Origin of the sequence: Shinella sp. G-2, from assembly GCF_050172695.1 — a bacterium.
Classification (GTDB): Bacteria; Pseudomonadota; Alphaproteobacteria; order Rhizobiales; family Rhizobiaceae; genus Shinella.
In genome coordinates, this window is the sequence record NZ_JBBEYH010000005.1 from 215,183 (window position 1) to 231,624 (window position 16,442).

A 16,442-nucleotide genomic window follows, 5' to 3' on the forward strand; every position below is an offset into this window, starting at 1 on the left:
GCGCTTCAGGCCGAAGCGGCGCTGCCGTTCAAGGCTCAATACCAGGCATCGGCCATCGCGGCTTTCTTCCGGTCCATGTAGTCGCGAAGCGCATCGTCGATGGCGGCGTCCAGCGGCGGCGCCTCGTATTCGGCGAGCGTCTTCTTCCACTGGCGGTTGGCGCGCGTCGCCATGTCCGTCGAGCCGCCCTCCTCGCTCCATTTCTCGAAGGGCTCGTTGTCGGACAGCGTCGAATCCCAGAAGGCTGTCTGGTAATTGCGCATGGTGTGATCGCAGCCGAGGAAGTGGCTGCCGGGGCCGACCTGCAGGAAGGCATCCATGGCGAGCGTGTTGTCGTCGACCGTCACGCCGGCGAGATAGGAATGCAGCGCGCCGCAGAGGTCGGCGTCCATGACGAACTTCTCGTAGGACATGGAGAGCAGACCGTCGAGGAAACCGGCGGAATGCAGGATGAAGTTCGCGCCGCAATGCACGGCCGACAGCATGGACATCAGCCCTTCCTGCATGGCCTGCCCGTCCGGCAGCTTGGAATTGGAGAAGTTGCCGGCGCAGCGCAGCGGCAGTTTCAGCCGCCGTGCAAGCTGGCCGACGACCATGGAGCCGATGGCCGGCTCCGGCGTGCCGAAGGTGGGCGAGCCGGACCGCAGCGACATGGAGGAGAGGAAATTGCCGAAAATGACCGGCGCGCCCTTCCGTTCGAGCTGCGTCAGCGCACAGCCGGCCAGCGTTTCGGCGAAGGACTGGGCGATGGCGCCGGCATTCGTGACCGGCCCCATGGCCCCGCCGAGGATGAAGGGAACGATGACGGCGGCCTGGTTGGCGCGGGCGTAGGCGCGCAGCGACTTCGTCATCGTGCCGTCCCAGACGAGCGGCGAGTTGACGTTGACATTGCCGAGAATGACGCAGTTCCGGTCGACGAAATCGGCGCCGAACAGGATGCGCGCCATGTCGATGGAATCCTCGGCGCGCTCTTCCGCCGTGATCGAGCCCATGAAGGCGCGGTCGGAATATTTGATATGGCTGTAGACCATGTCGAGATGGCGCTTGTTGACCGGGATATCCACCGGCTCGCAGATCGTGCCGCCGGAATGGTGCAGCCAGGGGCTCGCCTGGGCAAGCTTGATGAAGTTGCGGAAGTCCTCCAGCGTGCCGTAGCGCCGGCCCTTGTCGAGATCCATCACGAAGGGCGACCCGTAGGCCGGCGAGAAGACGACGTTGTTCCCGCCGATCTGCACGTTGTTGGCGGGGTTGCGCGCATGTTGCGTGAACTCGGCCGGGGCGGAAGCGACGATCTCGCGCAGCATGCCGGGCTCGAAGCGCACCAGCAGCCCTTCCACCTTTGCGCCCGCGCGCTTCCAGTGGTCGAGGGCGACCGGGTCGTCGCGAAACTCGATGCCGACTTCGGCAAGGATGCGGTCGGCGGCGCGCTCGACCTTCTGGAGGTTCTCCTCCGAGAGCACGTCATAGGTCGGGATGCCGCGCTGGATATAGGGCACGCCGAGCGGCTTTGCCGCGCTGTCGCGCCTTGTGCCCCTGCCCCGCCGTGCCGGCGCGTCCACCGTCGCTGCTTCACCCATCTTCGCCTCCATAATTCACGATGAGGCTAGGCGCGAAAAAGACCGCTGTAACGCTGGAAAAATTTATTCGACACTATAAGCTCGATTTATGGAAACCCTGCGCCGCCTGCTCCCCTCCGCCTCAAGCCTCATCATCTTCGAGGCCGCCGGGCGACACCAGAATTTCACCCGCGCGGCCACCGAGCTCGGCATGACGCAGGCGGCCGTCTCCTATGCGGTGCGCAATCTGGAGGAACAGCTCGGCGTCGCGCTCTTTCACCGCGTCCACCGCGCCGTCGAACTCACCGATGCCGGCGAGCGCTTCCATGCCGACGTGACGCTCGGCCTGTCGCGCATCCAGAAATCGGCGGAGGACATTCGCGCCAAGGGCCGCGAGGCAAATGTGACGCTCGCCGCCTCCACCGCCTTCGCCTCCATGTGGATGCTGCCGCGCCTTGCCAAGCTGCGCGCCGACCTGCCGGACATCGACCTTCGCATCCAGACCAGCGTGCGCGACCTCGATCTCGACGAAGAGCCGATCCCGCTCGCCATCCGTGGCGGCGATCCGGCCAAATGGCCGCGCTACCACGCCGCGCTGCTCGCGCCCGAGGTCATCACCGCGGTGGCGAGTCCCGCCTTCCTGGAAAGCCGCGGCCATCCGAAGACGCCCGAGGAACTGCTGAAACTGCCGCTGATCCATCTGGAAGAACCGGTGCGCGCGGCCTGCGACTGGCCGGAATGGTTCGCCAGCGCAGGCGTACGCTATCCCGCGCAGGCGCGCCGGCTCGCGATCAACGATTACGTCCTGGTCATCCAGGCGGTGCTGGCGGGCGAAGGCGTGGCGCTCGGCTGGCGCCACCTCATAGAGGGGCAGGTGCGCTCGGGAACGCTCGTTCCCGTCGGCGGCCATGCCCTCGAACTCGACGAGGCCTTCTACGTCGTCTGGCCGCGCTCGCGCGAGCTCAACGGCCCGGCGCGGCGCGTGCGCGACTGGCTGGTAGAGGAAGGGCGATTGAGCCGCAATGGCGCGGCCTGAGGGGCGACCTTCGGACTCCCCTCGCCCGGCCACCCCCTCTCCCGTTCCCATACGCCTCTAGAGAATGTCAGGTTCAGATTGAACCAGACATGCTCTCAATTCTTTTGTTTTCGTTTGCCTTTCCGGGAAAACCGGTTCCCACTTTTCCCTGACAAACTCTAATCCACGTAAGAGAGCGTGCCGCAGGCCATGGCCTCACCGGCTTCGAGGCGGGCGACGGTTTCGCGCAGGTCCTGCAGAAACGCGTCGACGGCCTCGGCGGCCATGGCATCGACGACGAGATGGACGAGCGGCGGTTCCAGCGTGCCGCCCATCGGCCAGTTGCGCGCAGCCATGCCGGCGACGATCTTCTGCACGGGCACGTTGCGCGAGCCGAAGACGAGGATGGTCAGGTCCGTTTCCCAGGGCTCCAGCCCGTCGATGGCGGCGATGCCCTCGATGAAGCGTTTCTTGGTGTCCATCGCCTTTGCCGCGAGCGCGGTGTAACCCTCTTCGCCGAGATACTGGAAGAGGCTCCAGGCGGACGCCGTGGAGCCGGCCGGCCGCGAGCCGGAAAAGGCCGGCGCCATATAGGGACCGCACGGCCAGTCGTCGGGAAAGACGTGGTTGAACGCCTGACGTTCGGCGGAACGCCAGGAAATGGTCGAGAGCGGCTTTGCCGCATAACCGTATTTGTGCGCGTCGGCGGAGATCGAGCTGACGCCGTCCACGCGGAAGTCCCAGGCCGGCACCGCATGACCCGCACGCTCGACGAAGGGCGCGATGAAGCCGCCGACGCAGGCGTCGACATGCAGCCACAGGCCCGTTTCGACCGCCAGCCTGCCGACATCGACGACCGGATCGTAGAGGCCATGCGGCCATTGCGGGGCCGAGACGGCAAAACCGATCGTGTTCGGGCCTACCGCCGCGGCCATCGCCGCGACATCGGCGCGGTAGTCCGGCCCGAGCGGCGTTCGCACCAGCTTCAGGCCGAGATAGTGACAGGCCTTGGAAAGGGTCGCATGGGCCGTATAGGGCGCGACGATCTCGGGTGCGGTGACGCCCGGCCGATGCACCTTCGCCCATTCGCGCGCGGCATGCATGGCGCAGAAATTGCTCTCCGTACCGCCGGAGGTGAGATTGGTGACGATACCCTCAGCGCCGCCGCTCACCAGGGCCGCGACCGCACCCGTCACCGCGGCCTCCAGATCGAGGAAGCCCGGAAAATAGCGCCGGACGAGCGCATTGTAGGAGAAGTAGCGCAGATAGGCGGCGCGGCTGACGGCCTGAACATCCTCGCCGCCGCGCATGGCATGGGCACTCATGGCGCCGCGGATGTAGTCCGGCTCACGCGCCTGGAATGCGTCGAGGTCGGCCAGAACATCGTCGGCCGGCTTGCCACGGGGCGGAATCGAATGGGGATACGGCATCTGTTCGCTCCTTAAATGTCCTGTCGGTGGCTTCCGCCGCGCGGTCCTTGACCGGAATAGAAGAGCGTTATAACACTACGTTATTCAATGCAAGGCAAAAGCCGTGGGAGGCAGAACTTGATCACGCAGAACACACCCGCCACCGCCGGGGCGATTTGGGTCGAGCACGAATTCGGAGCGCTGACGGAGGTCGTCGTCGGGCGGCCGGACGGATTGACGCTGCCGGTGCTGACGGCCGAAATGGCCAGCGAGATCGACGAACTGAACCAGCTCGGCCCCGAATTCATGACCAGCGGCCAGGGCAAGCTGCTGGTCGATTTCGCCCCGGCGCTGGCCGCGCGCATCGCCACGCAGGTCGAAGGCCTTGCCGCGCTGCTGCAAGCCCGCGGCCTCATCGTACACCGGCCCCGCCCCCTCACCGAGGCCGAACAGCTTTACCCCGGCAACGGCCAGCCGGGCGGTTCGCTGATCTTCATGCGCGACCCCATCGTCGTCATCGGCGACCGGATCATCGAATTGGCAATGCGCTACCCGTTCCGCCGCCGCCAGAAATTCACCCTGCGCGAGACGCTGCAGCGCCGCGCCGCCGAGGCTGGCGCCCTGTTCGTCGCGATGCCCGAGCCGATGCCCATTCCCATGGAGGCAGGCTGGGGTGACGGCCCCTTCCTCGAAGGCGGCGATGTCCTGCTCAACGGCCGGCACGTCTATGTCGGCCTTTCGGGTCATGCCTCCTCCGCCCTCGGCGCGGCGTGGCTGCAACGCCTGCTCGGCAACGGCCATGCGGTCGAGACCGTCGCGGTCAGCAAGGGCTTCATCCATCTCGACTGCGTGCTCAGCCTGCCCCGGCCGGGTCTTGCCCTCGCCTGCCTCGACGCCCTGCCGGACGGTCTGCCCGCCTCCCTTGCCGGCTGGGACGTCATTGAAGTCTCCATCGACGAGGCCAAACGGCTCGGCTGCAACGGCCTCATCCTGGACACGCAGACCTATGTCATGGATGCCACGCACCAGCGACTGGCCGAGGAACTGTCGAAACGCGGCACGGAGGTCATCACCGTTCCCTATGACGCGCCCGCCATGTTCGGCGGCGGCCTGCGCTGCTCCCACCATCCGCTGCGCCGCACCTGAGCGGTCATCATCTCCAGAAAAGTGGAAGGGGGCGGCCGGGGCACCGGCCGCCCCCTTCCTTCGCAACGGGCTCCGTCAATAAGACTTTTCGAGCCCGAGAACCTTGTTGGCGAAATAGGCCAGGATCAGGTTGGTCGAAACGGGGGCGATCTGATAGACGCGGCATTCCCGCCATTTCCGTTCGACATCGTATTCCCGCGCATAGCTGAAGCCGCCGAGCGTCTGCATGGCCGCCTCCGCCGCGCGCCAGCAGGCCTCCGATGCAAGGAGCTTGGCGGCATTGGCCTGCGAACCGCAGGGCCGGCCGGCGGCAAACAGCGCGGCCGCCTGGCGAGCCAGCACATCGGCGGCTTCAAGCTCCACATAGCTGCGCGCCAGCGGAAACTGGATGCCCTGGTTCTTGCCGATGCTGCGGCCGAAGACCTTGCGCTCGTTGGCATAGTGCACGGCCCGTTTCAGGAAGAAACGCCCGTCGCCGATGGCCTCCGAGGCCACGAGGATCCGCTCGGCATTGAGGCTGTCGAGGATATAGCGGAACCCCTTGCCCTCCTCGCCGATCAGCGCATCGGCCGGCACATGGAGGTCGTTGAAGAACACCTCCGTCGTGTTGTGGTTGATCATGGCATCGAGCGGGCGGATATCCAGCGCGCCCTCGGGCTGGTTGCGCATGTCGATGAGGAAGACGGAAAGCCCCGCATCGCGCGTCGCGCATTCCTGCACGGGCGTCGTGCGTGCAAGCAGCAGCATGAGATCGGAATGCAGCGCGCGCGACGTCCAGACCTTCTGGCCGTTGATGACATAGCCGTCCGCCGTGCGGACCGCGCGGGTCTTGATCTGCGTCGTGTCCGATCCCGTCGTCGGCTCCGTCACGCCGAAAGCCTGCAACCGCAACCGGCCGGCCGCGATATCGGGCAGATAGCGCCGCTTCTGTTCCTCAGACCCATGCCGCAGCAGCGTGCCCATGATGTACATCTGGGCGTGGCCCTGCGAGGCCGAGCAGCCGGATTCGTTGATCGTCTCGAGGATCACGGCGGCAGCCCTCAGCGGCAGGCCCGAACCGCCATATTCCTCCGGAATGAGACAGGCAAGGAAACCGGCTTCGGCAAGCTCGTTGATGAAATCGGTGGGATAGCCGTGCACGTCCTCCAGATCGCGCCAGTATCTGGCGGGATACTTCGCGCAGATGGCGCGGACGGCATCCCGGAGGTCGTCGTGGTTTTCGTCGAGCGGCATGGCCAGGTCTGTCGTCATCGTGCGGCTTTCTCTCTTGAAGGAAATTGCAATGCCATGAGGTCCGGCCGCCGGATGGGACGCCGGCAGCCGGCCTCAGGCAGACTCTGCTCGATGTCGTCGACGACAGCGAGCAGGCCGTCGAGATCGACGCCGGTGGAAAGCCCCATGGCTTCCAGCATCAGCACCAGATCCTCGCTGGCGATGTTCCCCGTCGAACCAGGGGAATGGGGGCAGCCGCCGACACCGCCGACCGAAGCGTCGAAGCGCCTCACGCCGGCATCGAGCGCCGCCACCGCATTGGCAAGGCCAAAGCCCAGCGTGTCATGCAGGTGCAGCGTGACGGCGGCCGTGCCGGCGCGGCTCACGACGGCAGCCATGAGCGCGCGAACCTGCGCCGGATTGGCGGCGCCGATCGTATCGGCAAGGATGATCTCGTCCGCCCCCGCCTCCAGCATGGCATCGGCCATCATCAGCACATCCGCCCTCTCGACACGGCCGGACAGCGCACAGCCGAAGGCGGCGGAAATACCGGCGGCGACCTTCGGCTGCGGCCCGGGCGCCTGCCGCACCAGGGCGAGCAGATCGCGGAAGGCCTGAAGGCTCTCTTCCCGCGTGCAGCGCAGATTGGCCGCGCTGAACGCCTCGGAGGCCGAAGCGATGAAGGTCATGTGGGAGACGCCGAGTTCCAGTGCACGGCGGGCGCCCGCAAGATTGGGCACCAGCACCGACACTTCGAGCCCGTCGATGGCCCGCGCCGCCGCGACCACCTCGCCGGCATCGGCGAATTGCGGCAGGTATTTCGGCGGAACGAGCGACGTGACCTCGATCTCCCGCAAACCCGATGCGGCAAGCCGGGCGATCCATTCGGTCTTGCGGTGGGTGGGCACGATATCGGGCAAGATCTGCAGGCCCTCGCGCAGCCCGACTTCGCGGACGGTGACATCGACCATGGCCGTCACTCCCCCGTAAAGACGGGCGGGCGGCGCTCGTTGAACGCCAGGACGCCTTCGCGGCGGTCCCGCGTGCCGACGAGATGATTGTAGGCTTCCACCTCGAAATAGAGCCCGGTGCGATAGTCCATCTCCGCCCCGTGCCGCATGGCCTTCTTGGCCTGCACCACCGCAAGCGGCGCATTGGCCGCGATGGCGGCAGCCCGGTCGAGCGCGAAGGGCAGCAGGTCCGGCGCGGGCCTCACCGCATTGACGACGGCCCAGCGCTCCGCTTCCGCAGCGGAGAATTCGGAGGCGGAAAAGATGAGCTCCTTCGCCCGTCGCGTGCCAGCCGCCCGCAGAAGCGCCTGGGTGCCGCCGGTGCCGGGCATGATGCCGATGCGCGTTTCCGGCAGGCAGAAACGCGCGCCCTCGGCCGCATAGGCAAAGTCCGCGTTGAGCGCCAGTTCGCAACCCCCGCCATAGGCGCTGCCGTTGATCGCGGCGAGGACCGGCATCGGAACATCATGGAGGTGGCGCACCATCTCCTCGGCCAGCGCATGCTGCGCGCGCCATTGCCCATCCGTCATGCCGTTGCGCTCCTTGAGGTCGCCGCCGGCACAGAAGAAGCGCTCCCCCGCGCCGGTCAGCACCACGCAGCGCGGGCGTTCATGCTCGTCGCGCGCCAAGCCGTGAAAGAGGTGCGACAGCTCCCGCACCATCTGCGTGTTCATCGCATTGGCCGCCTGCGGCCGGTTGAGCGTGACAAGCGTCACGCCCGGCCGCGGGGTTTCCACCAGAAGCGTTTCCAGATGATGCAAGGTTGCCCTCCCCTCCCGCCATGGGCGGAAACAGTCTTTCGTTATTTCTAATTGTTATAACACTACGATGTGACTGTCAACTAGAGGGAACGGCCGTAGAGCGGTCGTGATTTCTCTCTATTTTCAATGCGTTAATACGCCATACCCTGTGCCGGCTTGAAATGTTGCGTCATATCGTTATAACAGAAAGCACCAGAGGAGATCAGCGTGAACACACAGGACAGAACCCAGCCGCACGAAACCCTGAACGGGGCGGCCTATGACCGCATACTCGATGCGCTCACGGGCGGAGCCTTCCAGCCGGGTCAGGGTCTGACGACACGGGCCATCGCCAGCGAACTCGGCATCAGCGCCACCCCGGTACGGGAGGCGCTCGGCCGGCTCGTCGCGCAAAACGCGCTCGAGCTCGACCCGCGCACCCGCGCCGCCATGGTGCCGCACATCACCCGCGCCTTTCTGGTCGAACTCTACGATATCCGCCTCGTTCTGGACGGCATGGCGGTCGCCGCCGCCGTCACGGAAGCCACAGACACGGAACTGACCGCACTCGTCGCGCTGGCCGATGAGCTCGATGCGCTGGAGGCCGGCAGCGACCATGCCGCCTTCCTCGACAGGAGCAGAACCTTCTTCTTCAGCGTCTATGCCGCCGCCAGACGCCCCATCCTCTCGGCGCTTCTCGAATCCCTCTGGGTGCGCAGCAGCGTGATCCTCGGCCTGCTCGCCCGCCAGCGCCCCGTCGGCTTCTCCATATCGTCGGAGCGCCGCGCGCTGGTCGAGGCTCTCTCGGCGCGGAACCAGGCGGCGGCGAGCGCCGCGATCAACGCCGCACTCGGCCGCACGCGGGACATGGTGCTCGACCTCATCGGCGACGCCCTGGAGAACCGGCCCAGGATACGCCCCATCCGCTAACCCGCCTCTATCGTCATCGCAGCAATGATCCACGCTGGCCCCTTCGGGCCGGCGCCGTCGTCCTGCGCCCAATTTTCGGAGTTCCCATGACCAGCGCCTCGCCGCTTGCCGGCATCACCGTCGTCGAACTCGGCCACAACGTTGCCGCCCCCTTCTGCGGGAAGATCCTGGCCGGCCTCGGCGCGACCGTCGTCAAGGTCGAAAACCCCGCTGGCGGCGACCCGACGCGGGACTGGGGTCCCCCCTTCATCGACGACGTGGCCGTCACCTTCCACGCGCTCAACAACGGCAAGCGTGGCCTTGCGCTCGACCTGCGCGACGAAGACGCACGCCGGGCGCTGCGCGCTTTCATCGAGAACGACGCCGATGTCGTCATCCAGAACCTGAAACCCGGCAGCACCGAAGCCTTCGGGCTCGACGGCCAGACCATGACGGCCGCCAAGCCGGGCCTGATCTACTGCAATCTCTCCGCTTTCGGCGCAAAAGGTCCGTTGCGACACAAACCGGGCTACGATCCCCTGATGCAGGCTTTTTCCGGCTTGATGGGCGTGACGGGTGAAGAAGGCCGCCCACCCGTGCGGGTCGGCGTCTCCCTGATCGATATCGGCGCGGGCCTGTGGTCGGCGGTGGGCATCCTCGCCGCGCTGAACGAGCGCGCGGCAACCGGGATCGGCGGCATCGTCGACACATCGCTCTTCGAAACGGCCCTCAGCTGGATGTCCCTGCCCGCCGCCGCCTATCTCGCCGCGGGGACGGTCCCGAAGCGGCATGGCTCCGGCGCGGGCCAGATCGTGCCCTATCAGGTCTTTTCGACGGCGACCGACGACATCATGATCGCCGCGGGCAACGACCGCCTGTTCGCCAAGCTCTGCGCCGCCCTGGAGCGCCCCGACCTGACGGACCGCTTCCCGACCAACCGCATGCGGGTGGAACAACGAGAGACGCTCGTCGCCGCCCTCTCCGCCGTGCTCGGCGGGCGCTCGGCGGACCACTGGAACATCGCCCTCGACGCAGCCGGCGTGCCAAATGCGCCCCTCCGAGATATCGGCCGCGCCGTCACCGACCCGCAAACCATCGCACTCGGCATCGTTCAGGAACCGGATGGGGGCAACACGGGCACGATCGGCCTCCCCCTCTCCTTCGACAGCATCCGTCCGTCGCCCCGCACGGCGGCGCCGGCGATGGGGGAGTTCAACGCCGCTTTCGGCCTGTTCCCGTGACACACGCTCAGGTCCGCGGCCGAAGCGTCCCCGCTTCGGCTGGGAATGATCTAGCGGCGCAGCACCGGGCGCACTTCCTCGTGGAAGAAGCGGAAATAGGAATTGATCTGCGCCAGCGCATTGGTCGACAGTTTGTACTCGATGCCGAGGCGGCCGTTGCGGAGCCAGCGGATCGTGCCGCTGAGACGGCCGAGTTCTTCGCTTTCGATGGTCACGAGCTGGCCGGGCATGGCCTGGATCGGCTTTTCCAGATCAAGCGCCATGCCGGTCGGCGACAGATCCACCACGCGCCCCCGGCATGCCTGGTGCATGACCCTGATATCGGCGAATATGCGGACATTGGAACGATCTGCCGCCCGGACGGGCGTATCCTTGATGGTCGTCATCCGTGGTTCCCCCACACGAATTGATCTTGAGAACGACCATAACGCGGATGGCTTTCCACCCCGCTAAACCAATCGCTGCAAGTTTAGCGAACTGGCCTATTCAGGGACGGATCAGGAGGCGGCGCGGCCTTCGACACTGACATAGCGATCGGCAAGGAAACGCATGGTGGCGACGGCGTCCGCCGGCTTGCCGTAGAAATAGCCCTGCCCCATGCCGCAGCCGAGCGCCTTGAGCTTCAGCGCCTCGGAGAAATCCTCGATGCCCTCGGCGACGACGGCAAGGTCCAGGCCCTCGCACATGGCGACGATGGCCTTGATGATGTGCTCGGAGGCCTTGTCGTTGGAAATGCGCGAGACGAAGGCGCGGTCGATCTTCACCTTGTCGAAGGTGAAGTCGCGCAGGCGCCCGAGGCTCGACTGGCCGGTGCCGAAATCGTCGAGCGAAATGCGCACGCCCGCCGCCCGCAACTCGCCGACGATCTTCTGCGCCGTGTCGGCGTCCGTCATGACGGCGGTTTCGGTGATCTCCAGTTCCAGCCGGCGCGGATCGAGCCCGACGCGGTTGAGGATCGCCAGCGTGTTGAACGCCGTCTTGGGGTCCATCAGCTGGGCGGAGGAAAGGTTGAAGGAGAGGAAGAGTTCCTTCGGCCAGGAAAGCGCCGCTTCCGCCGCCTTGCGCAACAGCGTGTCGGAAAGCGCGTCGATGAAGCCGCGCTCTTCGGCCAGCGGCACGAAGACGGCCGGAGAGACATAACCGAGATCGGCATCGCACCAGCGGGCCAGCGCCTCGAAGCCGACGACCGTGTCGTCGCGCAGGCTGACGATCGGCTGGAAATGCACATCCACCTCATTGGCGATGATGGCATTGCGCAGCGCCTGTTCGAGCTGCGTCGCGCGCTTCATCTCCTGGGCGATTTCCTGCGAATAGACGGTGATCTGCCCGCGCCCGCGGCGCTTGGACCGGTAGAGCGCGGTGTCGGCGCTCTTGAGGAGTTCGGTGAAGTCCTCGCCGGCGAAGGGGTAGATGGCAAAGCCGAAGGAGGCGGAGAGGCGCACATTGCGGTCGCCGAGATCGAAGGGAGCGGACAGCACCTCGCGCAGCATCTGGCCGATCTTCTCCGCGCCCTTGCGCTCGAAGACCAGCGGCAGCACGAAGGCGAATTCGTCGCCGCCATGGCGGGTGACGGTGGCGCCGTCGGGAATGCAGGCTTTCAGGCGGTGGGCGACCTGGCAGAGGATCTCGTCGCCGGCGCGCGGACCGAAGAGATCGTTGATCGGCTTGAAGCCATCAAGATTGGCGATGCCGATGGCGAAGGGCGCGGGATCTTCCTCGCGCTCCTGGGCGATCTGGCGCACCTTGTCGCGCAGGCGATAGAGATTGCCGAGCCCGGTGAGCGGGTCGGTATAGGCCATGGCATGGAGGTCAGTCTGGGAAACATCCAGCGCCGCATGGTCAGCAGACTTCATCAATGATTTCCCGTACTTGCACCCGACCTCCGACGACCGCTCCACGATGAGGCATGACCGTTAACAAAAATATAGCAAGCGATCGTCAGTCCTTCCCTCTTGCCTCCCCAAATCTGGGGAGTTGACCGCATGCTTTCAACCTGAAGCTTTCCACGCTTGCGGATGCAAGGCGTGGGGGCACTTTGCCGGATCGTCTCAGGCGACGGACTTTTCCGGCGGCCGACCGGCGTAACGCCGGTAGATGACCTCGATCATGTCGGGGCTGACCGGCTTGGTGATGTAGTCGTCCATGCCGGCGTCCATGCAGTTCTGCATGTCGACATTGAGCGCCTGGGCGGTGACGGCGACGATGGGCGTGTGGGTGCCCGTCAGCTTCTCGGCCTCGCGGATTTCCATCGCCGCGTCGATGCCGTTCATCACGGGCATGGAAATATCCATCAGCACGAGGCGCGGCTGGTGCTTGCGCCACAGCATCACCGCCTCTTCGCCGTTCTCGGCGATGCGATGGGAAATGCCCATGCCTTCGAGGATCTGCGAGAAGACGAACTGGTTGATCTGGTTGTCCTCGGCGACCAGCACCTCGACGTCGCCGACGGCGGCCGGCAGCATGGTGGAAATGTCCGTGGCGATGTACCAGTCGTCGGAGAAGGAGACGGGCGTGACGATATCGCCGAGCGGCGATCCGTTTTCCGACAGAAGCTCGTGCTCCTCGACGAGGGCGCGCATGAAGTCCGAGCCGATGCCGTCGGGCGCAACCAGCCGCGTGGCGATGCCATGGTCCCCGGCGACGATAGCGCCGTGACCCGGCAGGTTGTCGTCGACGACGATAAGGTCGACGGCAAGCCCATGCTGTCTCGCAAGGGCGAGGAAGGCTTCGTGTTCGTGCACGCTGGAGACGGCGCAGCAATCCGCGCCGCGCGCCTTGAACTCGCCGACGAGGAGGTCCTCGATGCGCATGTTGGCGGTGGCGACGAGCACCTTCCTGCCGGAAACGCTCTTCAGGTCGTCGGGATTGAGCTGGTCCAGCAGCAGGCGGCGCTCGGCGTCGCGCACCGGATCGAAGCAGTTCTGCGCCTCGACGAAACCGCCCGGCACGCGCATCAGCGCGTCCTCCGCGCCGTCGATGGCCCGTTCGCCCGCCGCAAATGCCGTCACGTCCTCCATGATCGTCACGATGGCGTGGTGGCCGGGGGCGCCGATGCGGTACTTGCGGGTGATGACGTAGAGATCGGAGCCGTCGGCGCGGATGAGATGTTCGGCGAGCATGTAGGGCTCGCCCGTCTCCAGCACCGCCCGGTCGCTCGCCTCGATGCGGCCGGCGCTTTCGGCATCGGCCAGCGCCCAGATGGTGCGGCCGAGAATGCTGTCGGCATTGGTGTCGTAGATGCCGCAGAAGGCGCGGTTGACGGCGATATAGGTGAGGTTGCGGTCCTTGATGACCATCGGCGAGGGCAGCGTCTCGAGGATTTCCTCGGTCAGCGCGATGCGCTCGAGGTCCGAGCGCCACTGCTCTTCCTGCTTCTTCTGGTCGGAGACGTCGACCAGCGTGGTGACGTTGTAGCCGTTGGGCAGGCGGCGCTTGCGGAAATGAATCCAGCGGTCGCGCCCGAGGCGCTCGACGGCATCGTACTGTTCGCGCCAATGGGCGGAAATGCGGTTGGAAATCCACTCTTCGCGGTTGATGGCCCTGCTGCGCTGCTCCGGCGCGATGCCGTAGCGCACGCCGCTGTCGAAGATCGCGCCCATGACGTCGCGCAGGCGCGTGCCGGGCTTCAGCGTTTCGGCGGGAATGGGAAAGTAGCGCAGAACCTGGCGGCTGGCGAAGACGAGGCAGTCGTTCTTGTCGTAGACGATCACCGCTGCGGCGAGGATATCGCACGCGGCCTCGAACATTCCCAGCCGGATGTGCGCGTCTTGCGACGCTACATCATTCATAATGGCAGTCCTCGCCTGTCTGGCATTCCCGAAAACATGCTGATCGGCGTCGATGCGCCCTGGACGTTCTGGGAAATGTCAGCGGCCAGCGACGCTGAAATCGTCCGCCGGGAACCCGGCCGGCTTGTGCTCATACAAGCTCAACGGCACGTTCGCAGCATTTTATTAAAGCCTGATTAAACGATTTCGGGTGGCCGATACGCAGAGGCCGGGATAAGCCGATCCCACCACTGGCGGCGCGCCGCCGAATCCGCGAAAATGACCGCATGACCATCAGGCAGCTTTCCGAGACCCTCATCAACCAGATCGCCGCGGGCGAAGTGATCGAACGCCCGGCGAGCGCTGCCAAGGAGCTGATCGAGAACGCGCTGGACGCCGGCGCGACCCGTATCGAGATCGCCACGGCCGGCGGCGGCAAGACATTGCTGCGCGTCACCGACAATGGCGGCGGCATGGCGCCGGCCGACCTGGAACTGGCGATCCGGCGGCACTGCACCTCCAAGCTCGACAAGGACCTGCTCGACATCCGTACGCTCGGCTTCCGCGGCGAGGCCCTGCCCTCCATCGGCTCGGTCGCGAAGCTCTCGCTGCTCAGCCGCACGGCGGAGGCCGGCGAAGGCGCGGAGATCAGCGTGACAGGCGGCAAGGTGGAACCGGTGCGCCCGGCCGCCGCCAACCGAGGCACCGTGGTCGAGGTGCGCGATCTCTTCTTCGCCACTCCGGCACGCCTCAAGTTCCTGAAGAGCGAGAAGGCCGAGGCCTCGGCGATTTCGGACGTGGTGCGGCGCATGGCGATCGCCTTTCCCCATGTGCGCTTCGTGCTGTCGGGCTCCGACCGCACGACGCTGGAATTCCCCGCGACCGGCACGGACCGGCTTGCCCGCATCGCCCAGGTGCTCGGCCGGGATTTCCGCGACAATGCCATCGAGATCGATGCCGAGCGCGAAGGCGTGCGGCTGACCGGCTTTGCCGGCGTGCCGACCTTCAATCGCGGCAACAGCCTCAACCAGTTCGCCTTCGTCAACGGGCGGCCGGTGCAGGACAAGCTGATCTGGTCGGCGCTGAGGGCTGCCTATGCCGAGACGATCCCGCACGGGCGCTATCCGGTCGCCGTGCTCTCCCTCGACATCGATCCGGCGCTGGTCGACGTCAACGTGCATCCCGCCAAATCGGACGTGCGCTTCCGCGATCCCGGCCTCGTGCGCGGCCTTATCATCGGCGCGATCCGTGAGGCGCTGGCCCGGGAGGGCGACCGCGCCTCCACCACGGGCGCCAGCGGCCTGATGCGCGCCTTCCGCCCGGAAGCAGCGCGCCCCCCCGCGCCCTGGACACCCGCCGCCTCGCCCTACCGGCCCTTCGAGGCCGCGCCCGCCGCGATGCCCCTGCGCGCGCAGCAGACAGGCTTTGCCGACTTCGCCGCGCCCTCGGCCCGCAGCGAGCCGGCCTTCACGCCGGCCGCCACGGGATTTCGTGAGGAAGAACCGCCCCAGCGCCATCCGCTCGGCGCGGCGCGGGCGCAACTGCACGAGAACTACATCGTCGCGCAGACCGAGGACGGCCTTGTCATCGTCGACCAGCATGCCGCCCATGAACGGCTGGTCTTCGAAGCGATGCGCAATGCGCTGCATGCCCGCGCGGTGCCGGCGCAGGCGCTGCTGATTCCCGAGATCGTCGACCTGCCGGAAGACGATTGCGACCGGCTCGTCGCCCATGCGGAGGAATTCGCAAAACTCGGCCTCGGCATCGAGCGCTTCGGCCCGGGTGCCGTCGCCGTGCGCGAGACGCCGGCCATGCTCGGCGAGATGGATGCGGCCGGCCTTATCCGCCAGCTTGCCGACGAGCTGGCGGAATGGGACACGGCGAGCGGCCTCAGGAACGAGCTGGAATATCTTGCCGCCACCATGGCCTGCCACGGCTCGGTGCGCTCGGGCCGGCGCATGCGGCCGGAGGAGATGAACGCGCTCCTGCGCCAGATGGAGGCGACGCCCGGCTCGGGCCAGTGCAACCACGGCCGGCCGACCTATATCGAGCTGAAGCTTTCCGATATCGAGCGCCTGTTCGGCCGGAGCTGACGGCAGCCTTGGACACGTGCGGGGGCTGGCTATTTCGCGCCTGCCGCGATATTGCATGACGATCGGATGATACGGATATTGAAATCGATGATGAACCGTTTTGAAGGCCGGGGCGGCAGCCGGGAAGCGAAGATCCGCTATCTCGACGGCGATTTCCAGATCCTGATGCCCGGCTCGCACGTCACCTGCGCCATGACCGGCGAAACGATCCCGGTCGACGAGCTGCGCTACTGGAGCGTCGCGCGGCAGGAAGCCTATGTCAGCTGCGCCGCCTCGCTGGATGCGGAACAGCGTGCCGGCGCCCTGCCGAACCAGAAGCGCTGAGCCCCGAAAGCACCGGGACC

Annotated in this window: 15 protein-coding genes; 7 read left to right on the forward strand and 8 right to left on the reverse strand. The window is 66.3% G+C overall.

The window, feature by feature from the left end; translation table 11 throughout:
• Window positions 1-35 precede the first annotated feature (35 nt).
• A complete protein-coding gene (locus tag V8U06_RS11880; RefSeq protein ID WP_427140780.1) occupies window positions 36-1,577 on the reverse strand; it encodes a trimethylamine methyltransferase family protein in 1,542 nt (513 codons plus the stop codon).
• A gap of 88 nt (window positions 1,578-1,665) precedes the next feature.
• Here V8U06_RS11880 and V8U06_RS11885 point away from each other — a divergent pair, with 88 nt between their 5' ends.
• Entirely contained in the window at window positions 1,666-2,592 is a 927-nt protein-coding gene (locus tag V8U06_RS11885; protein ID WP_427140781.1) for a LysR substrate-binding domain-containing protein, read from the forward strand.
• A 158-nt stretch (window positions 2,593-2,750) separates the two neighbouring features.
• Here the strand turns inward: V8U06_RS11885 and V8U06_RS11890 are convergent, their stop codons facing one another.
• Window positions 2,751-4,001: a pyridoxal phosphate-dependent decarboxylase family protein gene (locus tag V8U06_RS11890; RefSeq protein ID WP_427140782.1), complete on the reverse strand. Its 1,251-nt coding sequence runs from the start codon at window positions 3,999-4,001 to the stop codon at window positions 2,751-2,753.
• Between the two features lie 117 nt (window positions 4,002-4,118).
• Between V8U06_RS11890 and V8U06_RS11895 the strand changes: the two genes are divergently transcribed.
• Window positions 4,119-5,126, forward strand: a complete 1,008-nt coding sequence (locus V8U06_RS11895; RefSeq protein ID WP_427140783.1) for a dimethylarginine dimethylaminohydrolase family protein — start codon at window positions 4,119-4,121, stop codon at window positions 5,124-5,126.
• A 75-nt stretch (window positions 5,127-5,201) separates the two neighbouring features.
• On the opposite strand, the gene V8U06_RS11900 is transcribed toward V8U06_RS11895, so the two are convergent.
• Genes V8U06_RS11900 through V8U06_RS11910 form a run of 3 tightly spaced genes read right to left on the reverse strand, consistent with a single transcriptional unit; the run spans window position 5,202 to window position 8,109 of the window.
• Window positions 5,202-6,377, reverse strand: coding sequence for an acyl-CoA dehydrogenase family protein (locus V8U06_RS11900; protein WP_427140784.1), 1,176 nt, complete (start codon window positions 6,375-6,377; stop codon window positions 5,202-5,204).
• Entirely contained in the window at window positions 6,374-7,309 is a 936-nt protein-coding gene (locus V8U06_RS11905) for a hydroxymethylglutaryl-CoA lyase (RefSeq protein WP_427140785.1), read from the reverse strand. The genes V8U06_RS11900 and V8U06_RS11905 overlap by 4 nt, the downstream gene beginning before the upstream one ends.
• Before the next feature lie 5 nt (window positions 7,310-7,314).
• Entirely contained in the window at window positions 7,315-8,109 is a 795-nt protein-coding gene (locus V8U06_RS11910; protein WP_427140786.1) for an enoyl-CoA hydratase-related protein, read from the reverse strand.
• 207 nt (window positions 8,110-8,316) lie between these two features.
• Between V8U06_RS11910 and V8U06_RS11915 the strand changes: the two genes are divergently transcribed.
• The gene (locus tag V8U06_RS11915; protein WP_226920177.1) at window positions 8,317-9,018 is read left to right on the forward strand and encodes a GntR family transcriptional regulator; all 702 of its coding nucleotides are present in this window, start codon (window positions 8,317-8,319) and stop codon (window positions 9,016-9,018) included.
• A gap of 86 nt (window positions 9,019-9,104) precedes the next feature.
• The gene (locus V8U06_RS11920) at window positions 9,105-10,238 is read left to right on the forward strand and encodes a CaiB/BaiF CoA transferase family protein (RefSeq protein ID WP_427140787.1); all 1,134 of its coding nucleotides are present in this window, start codon (window positions 9,105-9,107) and stop codon (window positions 10,236-10,238) included.
• Window positions 10,239-10,288: 50 nt separating this feature from the next.
• On the opposite strand, the gene V8U06_RS11925 is transcribed toward V8U06_RS11920, so the two are convergent.
• From V8U06_RS11925 to V8U06_RS11935, 3 genes are all read right to left on the reverse strand, one after another.
• Window positions 10,289-10,624 (reverse strand): PilZ domain-containing protein, encoded by a 336-nt coding sequence (locus V8U06_RS11925; protein WP_427140788.1) that lies wholly within the window; start codon window positions 10,622-10,624, stop codon window positions 10,289-10,291.
• A gap of 111 nt (window positions 10,625-10,735) precedes the next feature.
• On the reverse strand, window positions 10,736-12,091 hold the full coding sequence (locus tag V8U06_RS11930) for a putative bifunctional diguanylate cyclase/phosphodiesterase (RefSeq protein ID WP_226920180.1): 1,356 nt from the start codon (window positions 12,089-12,091) through the stop codon (window positions 10,736-10,738).
• A 195-nt stretch (window positions 12,092-12,286) separates the two neighbouring features.
• On the reverse strand, window positions 12,287-13,984 hold the full coding sequence (locus V8U06_RS11935; RefSeq protein ID WP_427140789.1) for a response regulator: 1,698 nt from the start codon (window positions 13,982-13,984) through the stop codon (window positions 12,287-12,289).
• Window positions 13,985-14,005: 21 nt separating this feature from the next.
• Between V8U06_RS11935 and V8U06_RS11940 the strand changes: the two genes are divergently transcribed.
• The 3 genes from V8U06_RS11940 to V8U06_RS11950 all read left to right on the forward strand — a co-directional run bounded on the left by V8U06_RS11940 (window position 14,006) and on the right by V8U06_RS11950 (window position 16,422).
• Window positions 14,006-14,206 carry a hypothetical protein gene (locus V8U06_RS11940; RefSeq protein WP_427140790.1) on the forward strand — a complete coding sequence of 67 codons (201 nt, stop codon included), beginning with the start codon at window positions 14,006-14,008 and terminating at the stop codon, window positions 14,204-14,206.
• Between the two features lie 86 nt (window positions 14,207-14,292).
• A complete protein-coding gene (gene mutL / locus V8U06_RS11945; protein WP_427140791.1) occupies window positions 14,293-16,098 on the forward strand; it encodes a DNA mismatch repair endonuclease MutL in 1,806 nt (601 codons plus the stop codon).
• Between the two features lie 87 nt (window positions 16,099-16,185).
• Window positions 16,186-16,422, forward strand: a complete 237-nt coding sequence (locus V8U06_RS11950; protein ID WP_226920183.1) for a DUF2093 domain-containing protein — start codon at window positions 16,186-16,188, stop codon at window positions 16,420-16,422.
• Window positions 16,423-16,442 lie beyond the last annotated feature (20 nt).